The following is a 17,634-nucleotide window of genomic DNA, read 5'->3' on the forward strand; positions in this document are numbered from 1 at the left end:
GATCGGCTGGTCAGGGTCCCCGTCAAAGTACTGGATGATTAGCTCCTGGCCGATGCGTGGTATGGCCATCGCACCCCAAGTGGTGCCCGCCCAGCCTTGAGCCACGCGGATCCAGCAGGAGCTGTGTTCGTTGTTTTGGCTGGCGCGATCCCAGGGGAAGCTGACTTTCACGCGGCCCCATTTATCACAGAAGATTTCTTCGTTGGGTGGGCCGACCACGGTGGCGGTTTGCGGGCCGTCGATGCGCGGTTTGGGGCGCAGTGGGGCTTTCCAGTCGAACGCGGCAGGCGCCAAGGTGGCGGTGTAGTGATAGCGGGTGCCTGAGGTGCTGCCGGCGGCTTCTTCCTGTTGGCTGCTGTGCTGGATGCCGGTGTGCTCGATGCTCACCGTGCGCCAACGGATGTTCATGTCGTCGCGTGGGTGGTCGATCAGATCGAAGGATTTTCCCGGTTGCAGGCGGGCATCGTCGCCTTCGACCTCGGCGATGCGGGCATCGCTGCGTAGGGCATTGAGCCGGGTTTTTGTGAAGGGCTTGCCCGCGATGTCACGCTTGTAACGGCCGGGATAATCGAAGCGCTCATAGTCGCGCCCCTGGTGCTCAAGCTGGGTGCCGGTGGCGATGTGTTCCTGGTCGTAGCGGGGGTGGGTAAAGGTGTAGTCGCGCTGCACCTGGCGGGCGGTGCGCACGTGTTCGGTGTAGCAGAAGCGGTGCAGGGCAGGTGCGGGCTGGTCGCCGCCGCCGTTGGCCTGATAGAGGACGTTGCAGGCTTCTTCGGGATCGACGGTCTCGTTGGGGGTGATGGTGCCGATGGCACTGACCCGGTCGGTGATGATCAGGCGATGGCCGTCGGTGCGGTGTTCGAAGGTGTAGAGCAGGCCTTCTTCAGCGGCCAGCCGGGCCATGAAATCCAGATCGGTTTCCCCGGCCTGGACGCAGTATTCGCGAGGTTGGTGGTCGTAACTGAGGTGTTGCACAGTGTCGTGCAGGCGATGGGCCTTGAGCACGGCATCGAGGATTTGCGGCACGCTCTGCTGCTGGAAAATCCGCCAGTTGGAACACAACCGGGTGCGGGCCAGCGCGGGTTCAACCACGGCGCTGTAGCGGGTGCGGCGAAAGCCGGTATCGCCTTGGGACAGGGAACTGATGAGGCCGTGTACATAGCGCACCGGGGTTTCGCCCTGCCAGATCGTCAGCAGTGCGGGCTTGTCGAGCAACGTGCCGAAGTCCAGTTCGGCGTCAATGCTGGCCAGCTCCAGCGAGAGGTTGAAAGGCCGGGACAGGCCTTCTTCAAGCTTGAATTCGATGACCTCGAAGGCGGCGCCGCTGGCCGGTTCAAAGGTGAAACGCAGGTCGCTTTGGCGGGGCATAACGCCCTCCTTGGTGCACGCTACCGCCCAACCCGTAAGCGTACGCTCGACGGGCTGGAAGGCAGCGAACAGTAGAAGCCCTGCCCATCAGTGGGGCAGGAGGGGTGGGTTAAACCGGCTTGCGCCAGTCGTCCGAGCCTTCGGTGCCTGAGATGCTGTGTTCCCAAACGATTTTTCGGTACGACATGCTGACTTTGATCAGTTGCGTGTAATCGCTGTTGGCAGGGTTTTGGGCATGGGGCAGCTTGGTGTCTATGGCGACGATGACGGCGTCTTCGAGCTTGGTGCTAAAGAATTTCTCCTGCTTGCCTTCGGTGGAGGTGCGATACCAGTCGACTTCAACGGACGGCAACATTTCTCCAGTTGCCAATGCCTGGTAGAGCAAGGGCGTGGCCTTGTTCAAGGCGCAAGCAAAAGTGAATGGGCCGTGCACGCGCTGCCCTGAAGGCTGTCCGCTTTGTGGATCGGTCGGTGTGGAAATCAAATGATCGATTTCCTGAACGAGAATTTGGTCCTCATGACCTTCGACAAACACATTGCCGACCGAGTCAGCGGTGAAGGCACCTTGAGTGATGAGACCCTGAGTTTTCCCTTGGATCTTGATATACGCGGGTGTAGGCATGGCCAACTCCTTGTAGCGATTAATAAACGACCCGAGGGTCGCCACCGTCGACCTGACGGTGGGTACTGGCGCTCAAGGCGCCAATTCGTGGATCGCGCTCAGCCGTCAAGACCGAGCGCGATGGCATTCAGTGGGCTGTCCGAGGCTATAAATTGAGAATCCCGTTCAGGGCGTGCAGCACTTCCTGGGTGATGGTGTTGAGGCGCACGGCGTACACCGTGTAAGCGGCCATCAGCACTGCGGTGACCGCAGCCCAGGGTGTCCACCATGGCCATTGCTGGTTGACCCGGTAGTGGCGCGGGGCGACGTTGCTCAGCGGGTCGGTCAAGCGCTCGGGCGCAGGGCCACGCAGTTCACGGAGGGTGCGGTGCAGTTTGGTGATGATCTTTTGCCGCTCGGCATCGCCGTTGGGTTGCAGGGCGTATTTGCCTTTAAGGCCCATGCACAGGCACAGGTACATGAACTCCAGCAGGTGTTGGTACTTGGCCGCGTGTATTTGCAGGCGTGAGAGCACGGTGAAAAATTTCTCACCACCCCAGGTTTCTTTGTGGATGTCACTGAGCAAGGAGCAGCCACTCCACGTGGAGTGTTTGCCCCAAGGCGTCGCCATGACGGTTTCGTCCATTAGCAGGCACAGGCTGTAGGAGTAGGCCAGCCGGGTGGCATCGTCGTAGTCCGATTGGCGTACTTCTTCGAGGATCGTGGTGATCTGGTTATGCACGCTGCGGTACAGGGCGGGCACGTCTTTGCACTGATCCAGTGAGCGCAGACGGATGACCAGCCCGAACAACGGCATGGCAGCGTCGGCCAAAGGGTTGTAGGCCAGGCCACGCAGTTGGAATTGCGGGTCTGCCTGTTCCCGTTCCTGCGGCGTTTGAGGCGCAGCGGCTGATGCAGTCGAGTCGCCGTCGGTTACTTCGTGCAGCATCTTATTCAGTGACGGATCGGGCTCATCGGTGTGAGGTGCAGTAATCGAATCTGTCATCTCATTGGCTCCTGATGGCCCAGAACTGCAGTTCCAGTTCCGGGAAGTCGGCGGCGATATGGAAGCCGAAGCCGGCCGCGCCGCTCAGGCTCTGCCAGGCGGGATGATGGCGGTCGAGTTCGAAGTAGCTGAACCCGGCATGGAAGGGCAGGTGCCGAGGCGCCACGGGCAGCGGAATCAGTGGGATACCCGGCAATTGCAGGCTGACCAGTTTGCTGAGTTGCTCCAGCGAGCTGACCTTGGTCTGTTGCAGGAACTGTTGACGCAAGATCTCCAACGGCATCTGTGCGCGCACCGCGAGGATGAATTCGGCGTCCTCCAGCAGCAGGCGGTCATTCACGGCGGCAGTCAGCACCCCGTATTGCTGGGTTTCGATCGGCAAGGAGACGGCGCGCGGTTGGAGCACGGTGCCCAAGGCCCGGCGCAGGGTGTCCTGCAGAGGTTTGAGCGATTTGCGCAGGCTGTCATGTTGGTAGGCCGGATACTCCAGAGGCAAACGACCGTCGTCGGTAAAGGTGACCAGTTCGCCACAGGCCTGGCTTAAAGCGATGTAGAGCTGTTCCGGATGCACATGGTGGCGGCGTGCCAAGTGCTGGAACAGCGGGTAGAGGCGGTTGAGGGTTTGCAACAGGTTGAAGTCGGTGACATCCGCCACCCCGGATTGGCTGGCCGAGCCGATACGCTCGGCAATGGCTCGGGCACGTTCGCGCATCAGCCCGGCAATTTCACCCAAATAGCGCTTGAGCGGTGGCACGGCGTACACGGACACACTGGTGGGGTAGAAATCTTCGTCCATCAACAGGCTGCCATCCGGGCGCTTGTCCAGAATTCGCCCTAATGCGATACCGGTAAATGCACTGCGATCATCGCGTTCGAGCATCATTTGCAGGTTCGGTACTGCCAGCTCCATGCCCACTTGGTCGCCTTCTTCGCTATGGGTGTCGTGCACCTCGCTGCGCTGGGCGCTATAGCGGCTTTTGACGTAGCTGTCCGGCCATTGCACCTCCACCGCACCATCGCTGCGTAATAACAGGCACAGGTGCACGATCTGGTTCACCGCCGAGCTGTCGGGGATGTCCAGTGGTGGCGGGGGGGGCTGATCATTGGGAATATCAAAGACACTGCCATCGGGCATCACGCCGCGGGCGCGGATGATGGCGATCTTGCCGAAACTCAGGTACTCGGGATTGAGCTCCAGCTCACTGAAGCCATACAGCATGTCATTGAGGCAGTTGAGGCGTTGCTGCAACTGCGCCTCGCTCGCACGTGCCTGCTGCTGAAAATGTTGGGGTTTGACGAACAAACCTTCGTGCCATATCACGGGGTTGGAACTCATTGGCAGGCTCTCTGCAAAGGTAAGAAAGGAGGAGTCGTCGAAGGACAAAAGATTCGGACGCAGCGGGTCATGGCGTCTCGTCCTTGAACTCGATGTGGGTGCTATCGAAGTGCGCCAGCAAGGCGTACTGACGTCCCTTGGGGTCTATGCGTAGAATCTGCTTCCACTGTGTGCCACTGGTTTCGTGGTAGCGGGCAATCACCGCCAGGTAGCGGGTTTTTTCGTCGATGGGCTGGTAGTCGATGAACTTGAATTGGCCGGGTAGAAGCACGTAGTCATCGGCATCGATATAGGTGCTGCCCAGTGCCTTTTGCAGATCTTGGGTCAGCCCTTCGAGGTTGGCGTTGCGCAGCAGCGAATCGTCTTTCAACTGCACGATCTTGAAGGCAATGGGTGTGGCGATGTCTTCGGGTGTGGGTGCTGTGGACGCACGGTGGCCTGGCTCTGTGAGGCTGACCTGCGGGTCGGTGTAGTCACCGAGTACGGAGCGCTCAAGGGGTGACATCGCAGGGGCATCTGCCGAAGGTGTCTCGGCGGAGTACGCAGGGGATTGGGTGTAGAGGTGGTCGAGCAGAGCTTCCAGTTTTTCTGTCAGATCGAGCGGGTTATTGGCGCTTAAATTCACCGTATAGCCGGTAGCGGCTAGAGTCACACTGTCTACTTGATTACCTGTCGCCAGATTATCGCGCACGCTGCCAGCGTTCGGGTTGACGGTGTGGGTGGCGTACAGGCTCAGGGCGATCTGGGTAGGCCGATCTTCTGGTGCGCCGACAGGTGTGGAGGGGTTCATGATGACGTGGCCAATTTTGCCCAGCATCGTGCAGCCCCCCAACAGCAAGCAGGCGAGGATTAAGGTGAGGGTGCGTGCGACCACCGCAGGGTATCGCGCCGGCGATGTGCCGGCCGAAACAGGCTGTTGTGTCATGGGAGTGCCTCCAGCGGCGAGTCGGCAAGAAAGATCGGGGCGGCGCACGTTTTCGAACGTCGCCAGCGTCAGCGCTGTAGTGGCCGGGGTTGTTGGAATCGCATCCAGCGCCCGCAAGGGGTCATGCTGTTCATGCGAGCCGAGCGGTGTGCCCAGGCGTTCGAACTCAGGTGAGTGCTCCTGAGTGAGGACATCCGGTTGCGGGGTGGGTTGATACTCATCCAGCAATGTTTCCAGCGGGCAGCGGCTTTGATTGAATAGCGCCGTGATCGCGTGCTGGCTGAGATGTTGGTAGGCCATGCTGTCTATTGCGCTAGGGTCGTGCTGCAGGAACACGTTTAGCGAGTAGGCACCTACATGCAGGCAGTCGCCGTCGTTGAGTCGTACCGTAGCGTTGCGTCCCATGGGCAGGTCATGACCATTTAGACGAGTGAGCCCGCAACGGTCGATCACGCAGAAACGGCCTTCTACCAAGCGTATTTCGCAATGCAAAGGCTGAATCGCATGTTGGCGGTCGTTGAGCACCCAGTCACAGGCCCCACTGCCGATGCTGCCACCCGCCGTATTGAACTCGTGGTTGGCCGTACACCCATGCAGCAGGTGTTCCGGGTTGCGCACCACCAAGGTCAATCGAGAAGCCGTCGGGGTCATGAGCGCCCCTTGATGCGCACCACGGCGGTCTGGCGGTGGTCCTGCTTATCAAGAAAGCTGGTCCATCCCAAGTGGGTGCCGTGTTGGCGGCCGAGGTTGAACGGCGGCACATCCTCCTGGCGCAATCCCAGTTCCAGGTCGTAGGCAATCACGTCCCGCATCAACACATTCATCAGCGTGCGCAAAGCTTGAAACTCTTGGCCGCTGGGCAGGAACTGGCGAAAGCGCGTTTCATCCAGATCCGGAATGACCAGGGTGAATTTGCTGCGGCGGGTTTTGACGCGACCGCCGATAACAAAATTGTCGCCCAGTACCCCTTTGTCAGGACGGCCTAATGCCAATTGTTCAACGGGCTGGAGCAAGACGTAGCGCGCCTCGAACTCGCGGATATACACCCCCTGCAGATCAAAGCAGTGGCCAACGATCCCGGCGACGATGGTGGGTGAGCGACTACGACTGGCGAGCAGGCCGGCAAAGCTCAGCAAGCGGCTCCATGGGAGTGCCGTGTGACCCCGCAGTTCGCTGTCGCTCAGCCCGATCATGGCAAAAACGCAGCGCGAAAAGCCGTCGCGCGCCTCTGGCTGGAAGCGGATGTAGTAGCGATAGCGACGCCAGCTGTCATGCAACAAGGTCAGCAGGCGGTGGTTGAAAAAATCCAGAAACGCCGGCCGAATGCCACGGCCCTGGGCGTCTTCATAGGCGATCAGATCCAGGTAGTAGCCGGGCAGGGGCGAGTCGCTGCCGTGCAAGCCCAGGAACGTGGTCTGCACACGGTAATGGTCTTCATCCAGACGTTCGGCCATGGTCACGTCGGAAGCCGGAAACCCCAGCCTAGGATGGCTTTGCAAGCGTACACGTCGATGCTTGGCTGCACTCGGCGCATCGACTTCAAGGTCATCGCCATGCAACGCATGCAAATGCTCCAGCAGGCGATAGAACGAGTAGTTCCGTGCGTCGGCCAGCAGCGTGTCAGTCAGATCACGGGTTGTTTGCCGGTCAGCAGAGGCCATTGGTAGTGCTCGTTGTTGGTGGTATTGGTCACTTCCAGTTGATGGAAGGAATTGATGCTGGCGTAGAGCGCGAAGAAGTGGGAAAGCACGGTGCTGAACAGGTACAGGTCGCCCTCGCACAGGAAGGCTGATTGATCCAGCTTCAGGTGTGTGGTCAACCCGCGTATGGGCAAGCCCTTCATCAGCAGGTCAATGGGCCGGGTTGTGGCTTCGCCGATGCCATCCAGACGCTTGCGTGTGGCGCGGGCTTGTTGCAGGTCGTGCAGCGCAGCAAAGTCATAGGCACGTATCACCTCTTTCATTGGCTCGGCCGACAACAGCGACAGGTAGTTCAGTGACAGGTTGGAAATCAGTGTCCAGTGCAAGCTGGCATCCAGCACGGGTGGGTAGCTGCGGGTCGGCGTGGTGAGGTTGGTGTAGGTGGCCAGCGTCGGAGTGTGCTCGGTGGTCAGGCACAGGTCGCCCACGGCCAGTGACTGAGGCAAGTCGCGGTTGCTGCACGTCAACTCAAGCGAAACAGTTTCCTGGTGGTTGATATAGGTGCTTTCATCGCCACGCACAAAGGCGATGCGATGCGTCACGCCTTCGCGGCCCAACGAGTCTTCGACACGGAGACGGTAGTAAAGGGCCGTGCGCTGCTGGGCATGTTCAATTTCATGCTGGAACGATTCGAAAGGGGTGTAGGTGCGGGCGCTGAAACCTTCCGCTTGACCGGTCACCTGGTCGACGCTGAACACCTCGTAGGCATCCGGGCGCTGGCCACTGGGCTGGACACGCTGGTCCACTGTGCGTGGGTTAAGGTTGAGCGGTTCCGCGTCATGCTTGAACAGGTTGACTGCGGGTGCACAGTACAGGCTGATGTCACTGGTTTTCAGCCGGACCGTGGACGGCATGGGCCTGGAGAACTCGAACTCAAAGCGCAAGTGCTGGGCCTGAATGGCTGGCCATACCCGCCGCAGCCGCGTCAGGCTGAAAAAATGAAACCGTTGGGGGAAAACAAAGTATTCCTGCAGTATGCGATAGCCATCGAACACATTGCGCGGGTAGGGCAGCAAGGCCTCCTCGGGGCTGAAACCTGGAAAGGCCAGGTCTTTGCTGGACAGGCTGTGACGCGTACCGTCGATCTGGACATGCACCGATTTGAGGTAGCGGGCGATCCACAGGTACAGGGTCAGGGCGGTGCTGTTGTCGCCACTCAGGTGAAAATCCAGGCGATCACAGGCGATTTCATTGAGCGGGTGTTGGGTCTGTACCTGGAGGTCAATGCGCATCACCGATTTTTCGCGGCTGTGCGCATCGCTGACCTGGAGCAGTGACAATGGATAAAGCGTGACATCGGTGCAGGTACGAAATTCGCAACGGATACCATCCACTTCCTTGGCGAACAAACGGCTGCCTTTGGGCAAAACCTGGCGCTGGGTGACCGATTGCTTGACCGGATCGAAGCGCACCATGGTCATGCTGGGCAGCGGCCGCAGGTAGTTGGGCCACAGCATTTGCAGCAGGGGATGGGTCAGCTCTGGAAAATCACTTTCAATTTTCAGGCGCAATTTGGCGGTCAGAAAGGCGAAGCCTTCCAGCAGCCGCTCCACGTCCGGGTCGCCTGCCTCGTCACCGAGAAAGCGTGCCAACTGCGGATTGTCCTGGGCAAACTCGCGACCCAGCTCGCGCAGATAACGCATCTCGTCGCTGAACATGTCACGTAGATTCATAGAGTCCTCAGGTCACGCGGGTGTAACGATCCTGGCCGTGCATGGCCACGGTGAGTTGCACCAATTCGTCCTTGTTGTTCAATCGCACCTGGCAGTCGAGCCGGAACGTCAATTCCAGTGGCAGTTCCGGATTGGGCTGGAACCGTACGCCGCGTACTTTGATCCGCGGCTCGAAGGCTTCCACTGAACGTCGGATATCGGCGCTGATGTGGATCACCAGGTCGGCACTGCCCATCGCGCCCCCGTTGAAATCACTCAAGCCCAGTTCGGGGCTGCTCTGTGAGCAGCCCCGACGAGCATTAAGCAAGCGTTCCAAGTGCTGTTTAATCGCGTCGACTTGATGGCGGGCCAGTTGCTCGCGTGTCTGGCGCTGACGCAGTGGGGCGTCGGGCTCAAGCCGTTCGAACAGGCTGGCCACCAATAGGCCCCGTCACTGCGTGTCCAACCGGCCGACCAGCGAGATTTCAAAGTTGGCGCCCATGTATTTGAAGTGCGGGCGCACTGCCAACGAGACCTGATACCAACCTGGATTGCCCTCAACGTCATGCACCTGGATCTTGGCGGCACGCAATGGACGGCGGCTGCGTACATCGGAGGAAGGGTTTTCCTGGTCGGCGACGTACTGCTTGAGCCACATGTTGAGTTCACGTTCCAGATCCTGACGCTCCTTCCAACTCCCTATCTGCTCGCGCTGCAACACTTTGATGTAGTGAGCCAGACGGTTGACGATGAACAGATAAGGCAATTGTGTGCCCAGCTTGTAGTTGGTCTGGGCCTCTTGGCCTTCTCTGGTCTTGGGGAAGTTCTTCGGGCGCTGTACGGAGTTGGCCGAGAAGAACGCCGCGTTATCGCTGTCCTTACGCATGGTCAGCGGCATGAACCCTTCTTCGGATAGTTCAAACTCTTTGCGATCGGAGATCAGTACTTCGGTCGGAATCTTGGCCTGTAACTGCCCGAATGCCTCGTACAGATGAACAGGCAGATCTTCGACTGCGCCACCCGATTGCGGGCCGATGATGTTGGCGCACCAGCGGTAACGGGCAAAACTGTCGGTGATGCGGCTGGCAATCAGGTACGCGGTATTGCCCCATAGGTAATGGTCGTGTTGGCCGTCGATGGTCTCGTCGTACATGAAGCTGGTGGTCGGGTTTTCTAGCGTGTCGTAAGGCTGGCGCAACAGAAAACGCGGCATGCCCAATACCAGATGGCGTGCGTCCTCGGAGTCACGCAGGGCACGCCATTTGGTGTGGCGCGGACCGTCGAAGATGTCTTTGACCTCTTTGAGGTTGGGCAGATTCTGGAAGCCGTCCAGATTGAAGAACTCCGGGCCCGCCGCGGTCACGAAAGGGGCGTGGGCCATGGCGCCGATCGAGGCCATGTAGCTGAGCAATTTGATATCCGGTGAGGACGGACCAAAGGTGTAGTTGCCGACAATGCTGGCAACCGGTTCGCCCCCGAACTGGCCGAAGCCAGCGGTGTAGACATGCTTGTACAGTCCGCTGCGGGTAATGTCACCGGCGTTGTCAAAGTCCTCAAGCAATTCATCTTTGGTGACGTGCAACATTTCCAGTTTGATGTTTTCGCGAAAATCGGTGCGATCAACCAGCAGCTTCAAGCCACGCCATGCTGATTCCAGTTCCTGGTAGGCCGGCTGATGCAGAATCACGTCCATTTGTTTGCCCAGGGCACGATCCACCTCGGCAATCATCTGGTCGACCCTGTGCTTGTTGATCAGTTGGTCGGTGTTGTCGCTTTTGAGGATTTCACTGATGAAGGCGGCCACACCCTGCCGGGCGACGGCATACCCCTCCTGGCTGGGATGAAGCATGGTCTGCTGCATGATTTGATCTAGCAGGGTGCCTTCCAAGGGGGCGTTCTGGACGTCCAAAGAAGTGGCGAGAGGGCTTTGCGTATGCATGGCAATACTCCGTACGAATCGAGTGGCGGGAAGACGAACCAACGTGGGATATCAAGCCGAGGGTGAGGGGGCGTCTAGCGCCAAGTTCAACTCGCTGATCAGGCGGGCCCGTGTCTGCTCATCGCTCAGCAGGTGCTGTAACTGCTTGCGAAAGGCAGGGACATTGCCCATCGGCCCTTTGAGGGCGACCAAGGCTTGGCGCAGTTCCAGTAACTTGTTTAGTTCGGGAACTTGGCGCGCCACGGCGTCAGGGCCGAAGTCATTGATTGTGTTGAACTGCAAGTTAACCTTGAGATCGTTCTCTTGGTCGCCATTGAGTACACATGGGACGGCCATTTCCAAGCCGATGTTGGCCTTGGTCAGCACTTCATTGAATGTGTCTTTATCGATGCGAACGGCTTGACGCTCTTCCAGAGAAGTTAATTCGCCGTGACCTTTGAAATCACCGGTGATCAATAATTTCAACGGTAGTTCTACTTCTGTCTGTTGATCGCCTGTGGCTGGGACATACTTGATGTTGATGCGTTCTTTTGGGGCGGCTGAGCCAATTTTCTTCGACATGGGGAACATCCTTTTTCAGAAGTTGCGATATTTAACTCATAAAAAAAGAGAACTGTAATGTAGGTTATTGGCTTGTTTTTTGTAGGAATATTCATAGTTAATACCTGTTAAGGATTTTACCGCTTGGGATTGTTGGTAATTATTCAAATAAAAGAATATTCCTACTGAAAAATAAGTTTTTTTGTGGTTATTTTGGAGTTTTTCTTATTGTATCTTTTGTGGTGTTATGAGTTGGTTCTGATTATTGCTTTTCGCGTGATTGGTTGTTGGGGGGATTTGATGTAGGAAATTTTGATACGGTTTTTTGTGGGGCTGACTATAAAAATATTGAGAGTTTGGCGATATAAAATTAGCTGGGAATTATTGCGCTATAGGGTTTTTAGCTCTCAAGTTTCAAGGGCTTTTAATGGCGTAGTAGTTTGCCTCATGACGTGCGGCGCAGGACCTCTAAGGCTCAACAAAATGGATGGAACTGTATTGATTAAAAACGCCGGAATATGGCTGCTGGGCAGCGTTGCTGGTTGGGCAGTACAGGCACAGGCAACGCCCGCGCGCGACTGCACTGCGGTGGTGTCGGCTTTGGAGCGTCTTGCCTGTTTCGACCAAGCTGCTGGTACGCCTGCCAGGGTACCCCCCATGTCTTCACCCCGTACGACGGCTGAGCGTCCTACGGACGTGGCGGGTTGGGTGCTGGCGAACGAAGCCCAACGCCCAGCCGAAGACAGTCGTTTTTTGCTGTCACGCTGGCCAGCCTCGGAGGATCCTCTTCAACCGCAGATGTTGATTTCGGCGCCCGCGTTGGGTGCGGTCGGCTTGCGACCTCACTTGGTGATCAGTTGTCAGTCGGGTATCTCAACCTTGCAATTGCTCATGGCCGAACCTGTGGCGCCAAACCGCATACGCTTACGGCTTTTCAAGGATGACCGTCCGCTGGCTGCGGCGCGAGAGTGGCGGGTGCTCGACACCGGCCAGGTTATCGATGCCGGCCGCGGACTCCCCGCCATTGACTTGTTACGTGGCATGGGAGGGGGGCAGCGTTTGCGTTTGGAAAGTGATTATCCAGCGCTGGATGGACTGATGTTCGACGCCGACGGATTAGGCGCGTTGATCGAACAGGAGCGCCAGCTATGTCGCTGGTAATTGATGTGCCGCCGGGGATCGTGGCCTTGCTGCTGGCGCCGATCGATGCACAGCAGCCGGCCGGATATTTTGATGTGGAAGATGAAACGTATCAGGCGATCGATCAGGAGATGGTCAAGCTCGGCGGCCTGCACGAGGCCCGTATTGATTGGCCCTATATCGACGAAGCAGCGCGCCAATACCTGGCCACCCAGTGCAAGCACTTTCGTATTGTTGCCCATCTGCAGACGGCCTGGCTGCGTACCCGGCAATGGTCGCAGTGGGCGGATGCGCTCAGCCTGTTGGCCGGGATGGTTGAGCAGTATTGGGACAGCGCCCACCCGAAGCCGGGTCCGACCGGATACCTGGCCAAACGCAAGCAGGTCAAGGCGCTGTTGCTGCGCCTGATTGAAGCGTTACCTGGATTGGATCCATTGAGTTTCAATTCGGCGCATCAGGCACTGGCCAAGCGGGCCTTGATCCAGCTTGATGGTCGAGTCAAGGCGGCGCAACTGGATCAATCCGAACTTGATTCGCTGCATCAGGCGTTAGAGAAACACGCGATGCAGGCGGTAGCGCCGGCTTCGACCAATACCGTTCGCGGACCCCGACCTCAGGCGGATGCCGCGCTCACTCCGGCGTTTTTGTCTGGCTCCAACGCTATGTCGGCAGGCAATGAGCGCGAGCAGCGCCGTGCGCTATTGAATATGGCTGAGGGGGTGAACCAGCAGGATCTTTACGACCCCACCGGTTATCAGTTGCGACGTTTCGGCCTGTGGTCGCATCTGCATGCAGCTCCTTCAGTGACCCGTGACCGGCGAACAGAGTTGATGGCAGTGCCACGTGACATCGTTGCCGGGTATGAGGACGCGCTGGCGTCCAATGCTGTTGATCCGGGGTTGCTGCTACGCATCGAAAAAAGCGTCAGCGCTGCGCCGTATTGGCTGCGTGGCAGTTTTCTGGCTGCCAGCGTTGCCGCCCGGCTGGAAATGAATGAGGTGGCCGATGGCATCCGCCAGGCCTGCGCGCGTTTTGTGCGTAGGGTTCCTGCCTTGCTGGAGTTGTGTTTCAGCGACGGCACTGCCTTTGTAGACGCGCCTACCCAGGCGTGGTTGAGCGGTACCGATGGGGCTGAAAGCAGCGGTAGTTCGGTACAGGAATACGCCGGATTGCGCGACGAATTGGTGACTCAACTGAATCAGGAAGGTGTGGAAGTGGTGTTGTTGCGCTTGCAGGAAATGCAGGCGGCCTACCGTGCGCCTCGGCAACGCTGTTATGCCACTGTGATTGCCGCCGATTTGTTGGCCGCCCGTGGGTTGGCCTGGCTGGCCACTGATCTGTGCGCCAATGTGGCTCGGGTGATGCAGGCCACCCCAGCCGCGCAATGGGAGCCGGATCTGTATCAAAAGTTGGTAGAGCAACACCCAGCCGAACTCGCCACCGCAATGACTGCCGTCAAGGATTAGGAGCCTTATGCCCCGTCAAAACGACGTGCGTTTCACCTTTGAACCGGCCAGCGGCGCCGCCTTCGAGGTCATCGAGTTCAAGCTTGAAGAAGGCCTGTCCCGGCCTTTCAACCTCTCGCTGGAGCTGGCCAGCATTGACGCCGAACTGGACTTCGGCACGTTGCTCGACAAGCCCGCACTGCTGACGATCTGGCAGGGCGAAACCCCGGTGCGCTATGTACACGGCCTCATCAGTTCCCTGTCCCAAGGCGATACCGGATTTCGCCGCACCCGCTACAGCGCCGTGGTTGAACCCGCGCTGGCCCGCACCCGGTTGTGTTCCAACTGGCGGATTTTCCAGCAGCAGAGCGTGCCGCAAATCCTCGACGCCGTGCTCAAGGCCCATCGCCTGCACGACGTTGTGCAACACCTCAGTTACGACCACCAACCTCGCGAATACTGCGTCCAGGCCGGCGAAACCGATCTGGATTTCATGGCCCGGCTGGCCGCCGAAGAAGGCTTGCTCTACACCTTTGAACACCGCACCGACGGCCATCGCTTGATCATCACCGACCGGGTCAGCGCCATCGGCACCATCACCCCCAACGAGACCGTCGATCCCGAAGAGGCCTGCAACGTCCTCTATCAGGCCAAGGGCGGCGGCGATCAGCCCGAACCAGCGCTGCACAGCTTTCGCTACACCGAACAGGTACGCACCGCCCGCCAGGTGCAGCGCGATTACACTTTTACCCACCCCCGCTACGACCAGGAACACATCGCCACCGGCACCCAGCTTGAGCACCAGGGGCGCGACTATGAGCGATTCGATTATCCCGGCCGTTACAAGCGCGATGTTGCCGGTAAACCCTTTACAAAAACCCGGTTGAATGCCCTGCGCAGCGATGCCCGCATCGCCGAGGTCGAAGGCGACGATGCCCGCCTGCAACCGGGAAAATCCTTCGATCTGATCGACCACCCACGCGACGACATGAACATCCGTTGGCGCACGGTGAGCATTGAGCACACCGGCACCCAACACTGCAGCCAACAAGAAGAAGCTGCCGACAGCGCCTCGGGCACCCGCTATCACTACACCGCCACCTTGGCGCCTGCCGCCTTCGACTGGAAAGCCCCACTGTGCCCCAAACCGCGCATCGACGGCCCGCAAACCGCCACCGTGGTCGGCCCACCCAACGAAGAAATCTTCTGTGATGAATGGGGCCGCGTGAAAGTCAGCTTCCCTTGGGATCGCGCCAGCCAAAACAACGAACACAGCTCCTGCTGGATCCGCGTGGCTCAAGGCTGGGCGGGCACCACTTGGGGTGCGATGGCCATACCACGCATCGGTCAGGAGCTAATCATCCAGTACTTTGACGGGGACCCTGACCAACCGATCGCGATGGGCCGGGCCTACCGCGAAGCCAACCTGCCGCCCTACGAACTGCCCAAACACAAAACCCGCATGACCATCAAAAGCCAGACCCACAAGGGTGATGGTTTTAATGAACTGCGGTTTGAAGATGAAAAGGGGGTGGAAGAGATCTATGTCCACGCCGAGAAAGACCAGAACATCCATGTCAACCACAACGAAACCACCTTTGTGGGCAATGACCGCAGTGAGCGGGTCGACCACAACGAAACGATCTCCATCGGCGACCACCGCACCGAGGACGTTGGCAAAAACGAAACCATCTCCATTGGTGCCAACCGCAGCGTGACCATCGGCGCCAACAAGACGGAAACCATCGCTCTAGCCAAAGCCGAAACCATCGGGCTCGGCAAAGCGCTGACCATCGGCGCGGCCTACCAGACCAGTGTCGGTGCGGCCATGAACACCTCCGTCGGCTTGAGCCAGAGCGAGCAGGTCGGCCTCAACAAAGCCGAATGCGTTGGCAACCGATATTCCATTGAGGTTGAAGACGAGTTTGTGGTTCGGGTGGGCAAGTCCATCTTAGTGATGAAGGCCGATGGCACGATCGTTCTCAATGGTCACACCTTCGATTTTAGTGCCTCAGGGCCAGTCAACATCAGCGGCGCTGAGGTGGATCTGAATATTAAGTTGGTCGAGCACGATAGCGCGGTACTTATCAAGAAGCCTCCCCTTGAATTGCACTACACCTATGCCGATTTGAAGCCAGAGGTTGGGGCGCCATACCGGGTGGAATTTGATGATGGCACGATCACAACCGGCACTCTCGATGACCAAGGCTTTGCACGCATAGACAACCCGCCGGGGGAGGGGGGCGGCTACTTTGGTTACGACACTCGAGACCCCTTTCCCCTTGTTGATAAGGCCAAAAACAGCCTGGCAGGCTGTGTACCCAGCACACCAGAGCAAGCAGAACTCGCCATTGCACGCTATCGCCAACAAGAGACCGAGCACGGGAAAGACCACTACTTCGCCGATGAAATCGCTGTCTCAGGTGCATGGGGTGTGGGTTACGACGACATGATCGACAGTTATGCCTATGCCGATGATCCGGTCAGTGATGAGGCCGCTCCCGCGACCCCGGGTGAACATGAGCAAGTGCCATTGAGCGAAGGCTCGCGAGCTCAATCATGAGCCGGTCCAGTATTGCTCAGCTGGAAGAAGACACCTTTTTACTGATCCTCAACTGGGTTGAAGAGGTGGTCGAAGGCAAGGGAGCGTCCTTGGCGCAGATGATGGTCAGCACCGTGCTGGGGCTGATTCCCTTCGTCGGCCAGGCCGTGGATGCCTACAACATTTTGCGCTGCCTTTATCACCTCTCGCGCACCCCGGACAGCCGCGAGCATTGGCTGGACCTTGTGCTGTCGCTGATTGCGTTGGTGCCAGGGTTCGGGGATGCGCTGAAAAACGTCTGCAACATGCTGCGTCACGACAAGCCTATGGGGCGAATTCTGGACAGCTTGCCGCGCCATGTTCGCGGCGACATCGAAACCTGGTTCCGTACCCTTGACTGGGCGCGTTACACCGCAGAAATGATTCAGAACCTCGACACCATCCTGCAGGGCCTGATCACCATGCTCAGCCGCAGCCTGAGCAGTTGGGCGCTGGGGCGTAAGGGCGTGCAGCAACTGATCAATCAGTTGAGTGAACTGCAAAAAATAGCGGGGCGCAAAATCACCGAAGCAATGGATACCCTCAAACGCGCCCATCAAAAGGCCCTTACCGACCCGTTGCCCAGCACCACCGCGCGCACACCCGCCGCACCGGGGGCGGTCAAGGCACCTGCACCCAACAGCCAAGCCAGCGGCAATGTGGCGATACCCACCGCGGGTACCCGCTTACCGGCCCAGGGTCGGGTCACGGCGCAGCAACGCCAAAGTGAACGCTCCAGCCAGCGTCCGCATCAGATCAGCGTGTCGGGCGAGCACATCACCGATTACTACTTCGTCAAACGCCAACGCCGGCGAAGCAAAGTCAACCATAGCGGCCAGCTTTATGAAATGAGCCAGCCGGGGCACCACGGTATCGACCATGTGTGGCACAGCGGGACGTTGCCGCTGGGTTACCGGATCAGCGACACCAAGGGCACGGGCGGAGCGTTCCATAAGCTGGAAACCGCCAAGGCGGTATTTGCCGGGCTGGAATACGGCATCGATGCCTATTTGGGGATGGACGACGAAAAACGCGTGGAGCGAGCCGTCAATAAACCCACGGTGGGGGATGGGCGGCAACTGAGTCATAAGTGGGTTGCGGCGAAGATCGAGGGGGCCGGGATAACTGAAAGCCACTATCTCCGGTTAACTCGCGGGATCAAGGCGTGGGAGAGAGTGGATTTCAAGCTAGGCGCTGAAACTCAATTCGCAGGCGGTAAGGCCACTCGCCAGTTGGTGAAGTGCCCCTATGACCGGAGCCTTATCACTGTGGTCGGCCCCAACCATAACCTTCATGAACGAGCCAAAGGCCCGGTCACGCCAAAATGCTGCAAAGCCGCGGTGTCACACCAGATTGGTACCGAGTTCGTTTTGCCTACCCAAATGTTGCGAGAGTAACGCC

General features: G+C 58.6%; 14 protein-coding genes. 4 read left to right on the plus strand and 10 right to left on the minus strand.

The annotated features are described in order from the left end of the window. From tssI to tssB, 10 genes are all read right to left on the minus strand, one after another. On the minus strand, positions 1-1,368 hold a 1,368-nt coding region (gene tssI, locus NTD86_RS07805; RefSeq protein ID WP_262201609.1), incomplete at its 3' end, for a type VI secretion system tip protein TssI/VgrG. Positions 1,369-1,477: 109 nt separating this feature from the next. After that, entirely contained in the window at positions 1,478-1,990 is a 513-nt protein-coding gene (locus tag NTD86_RS07810; RefSeq protein WP_262201610.1) for an Hcp family type VI secretion system effector, read from the minus strand. A gap of 145 nt (positions 1,991-2,135) precedes the next feature. After that, complete coding sequence (gene icmH, locus NTD86_RS07815; protein ID WP_262201611.1) at positions 2,136-2,975, minus strand: type IVB secretion system protein IcmH/DotU; 840 nt, start codon at positions 2,973-2,975, stop codon at positions 2,136-2,138. A gap of 1 nt (position 2,976) precedes the next feature. Then, positions 2,977-4,311 (minus strand): type VI secretion system baseplate subunit TssK, encoded by a 1,335-nt coding sequence (gene tssK / locus NTD86_RS07820; protein WP_262201612.1) that lies wholly within the window; start codon positions 4,309-4,311, stop codon positions 2,977-2,979. Between the two features lie 67 nt (positions 4,312-4,378). Next, positions 4,379-5,887: a type VI secretion system lipoprotein TssJ gene (gene tssJ, locus NTD86_RS07825; protein ID WP_262201613.1), complete on the minus strand. Its 1,509-nt coding sequence runs from the start codon at positions 5,885-5,887 to the stop codon at positions 4,379-4,381. Continuing rightward, positions 5,884-6,897, minus strand: coding sequence for a type VI secretion system baseplate subunit TssG (tssG, locus tag NTD86_RS07830; RefSeq protein ID WP_262201614.1), 1,014 nt, complete (start codon positions 6,895-6,897; stop codon positions 5,884-5,886). Before tssG ends, tssJ begins: the two co-directional genes overlap by 4 nt. Then, entirely contained in the window at positions 6,861-8,609 is a 1,749-nt protein-coding gene (gene tssF / locus NTD86_RS07835) for a type VI secretion system baseplate subunit TssF (protein ID WP_262201615.1), read from the minus strand. The genes tssG and tssF overlap by 37 nt, the downstream gene beginning before the upstream one ends. A 7-nt stretch (positions 8,610-8,616) precedes the next feature. Continuing rightward, complete coding sequence (gene tssE / locus NTD86_RS07840; protein ID WP_262201616.1) at positions 8,617-9,027, minus strand: type VI secretion system baseplate subunit TssE; 411 nt, start codon at positions 9,025-9,027, stop codon at positions 8,617-8,619. 12 nt (positions 9,028-9,039) lie between these two features. Beyond that, positions 9,040-10,527 carry a type VI secretion system contractile sheath large subunit gene (gene tssC, locus NTD86_RS07845; protein ID WP_262201618.1) on the minus strand — a complete coding sequence of 496 codons (1,488 nt, stop codon included), beginning with the start codon at positions 10,525-10,527 and terminating at the stop codon, positions 9,040-9,042. 51 nt (positions 10,528-10,578) lie between these two features. Continuing rightward, positions 10,579-11,088, minus strand: coding sequence for a type VI secretion system contractile sheath small subunit (tssB, locus tag NTD86_RS07850; protein WP_262201619.1), 510 nt, complete (start codon positions 11,086-11,088; stop codon positions 10,579-10,581). A gap of 570 nt (positions 11,089-11,658) precedes the next feature. Here tssB and vasI point away from each other — a divergent pair. Genes vasI through NTD86_RS07870 form a run of 4 tightly spaced genes read left to right on the plus strand, consistent with a single transcriptional unit; the run spans position 11,659 to position 17,630 of the window. Beyond that, the gene (gene vasI, locus NTD86_RS07855; RefSeq protein WP_262201710.1) at positions 11,659-12,228 is read left to right on the plus strand and encodes a type VI secretion system-associated protein VasI; all 570 of its coding nucleotides are present in this window, start codon (positions 11,659-11,661) and stop codon (positions 12,226-12,228) included. Further along, entirely contained in the window at positions 12,216-13,673 is a 1,458-nt protein-coding gene (gene tssA / locus NTD86_RS07860) for a type VI secretion system protein TssA (protein WP_262201620.1), read from the plus strand. The genes vasI and tssA overlap by 13 nt, the downstream gene beginning before the upstream one ends. A gap of 7 nt (positions 13,674-13,680) precedes the next feature. Next, entirely contained in the window at positions 13,681-16,215 is a 2,535-nt protein-coding gene (locus tag NTD86_RS07865; protein ID WP_410016962.1) for a type VI secretion system Vgr family protein, read from the plus strand. Next, positions 16,212-17,630 carry a hypothetical protein gene (locus NTD86_RS07870; RefSeq protein ID WP_262201621.1) on the plus strand — a complete coding sequence of 473 codons (1,419 nt, stop codon included), beginning with the start codon at positions 16,212-16,214 and terminating at the stop codon, positions 17,628-17,630. The genes NTD86_RS07865 and NTD86_RS07870 overlap by 4 nt, the downstream gene beginning before the upstream one ends. The last annotated feature ends 4 nt before the right edge of the window (positions 17,631-17,634 follow it).

The sequence above is a fragment of the Pseudomonas sp. 7P_10.2_Bac1 genome, from assembly GCF_025465935.1.
Taxonomy (GTDB): domain Bacteria; phylum Pseudomonadota; class Gammaproteobacteria; order Pseudomonadales; family Pseudomonadaceae; genus Aquipseudomonas.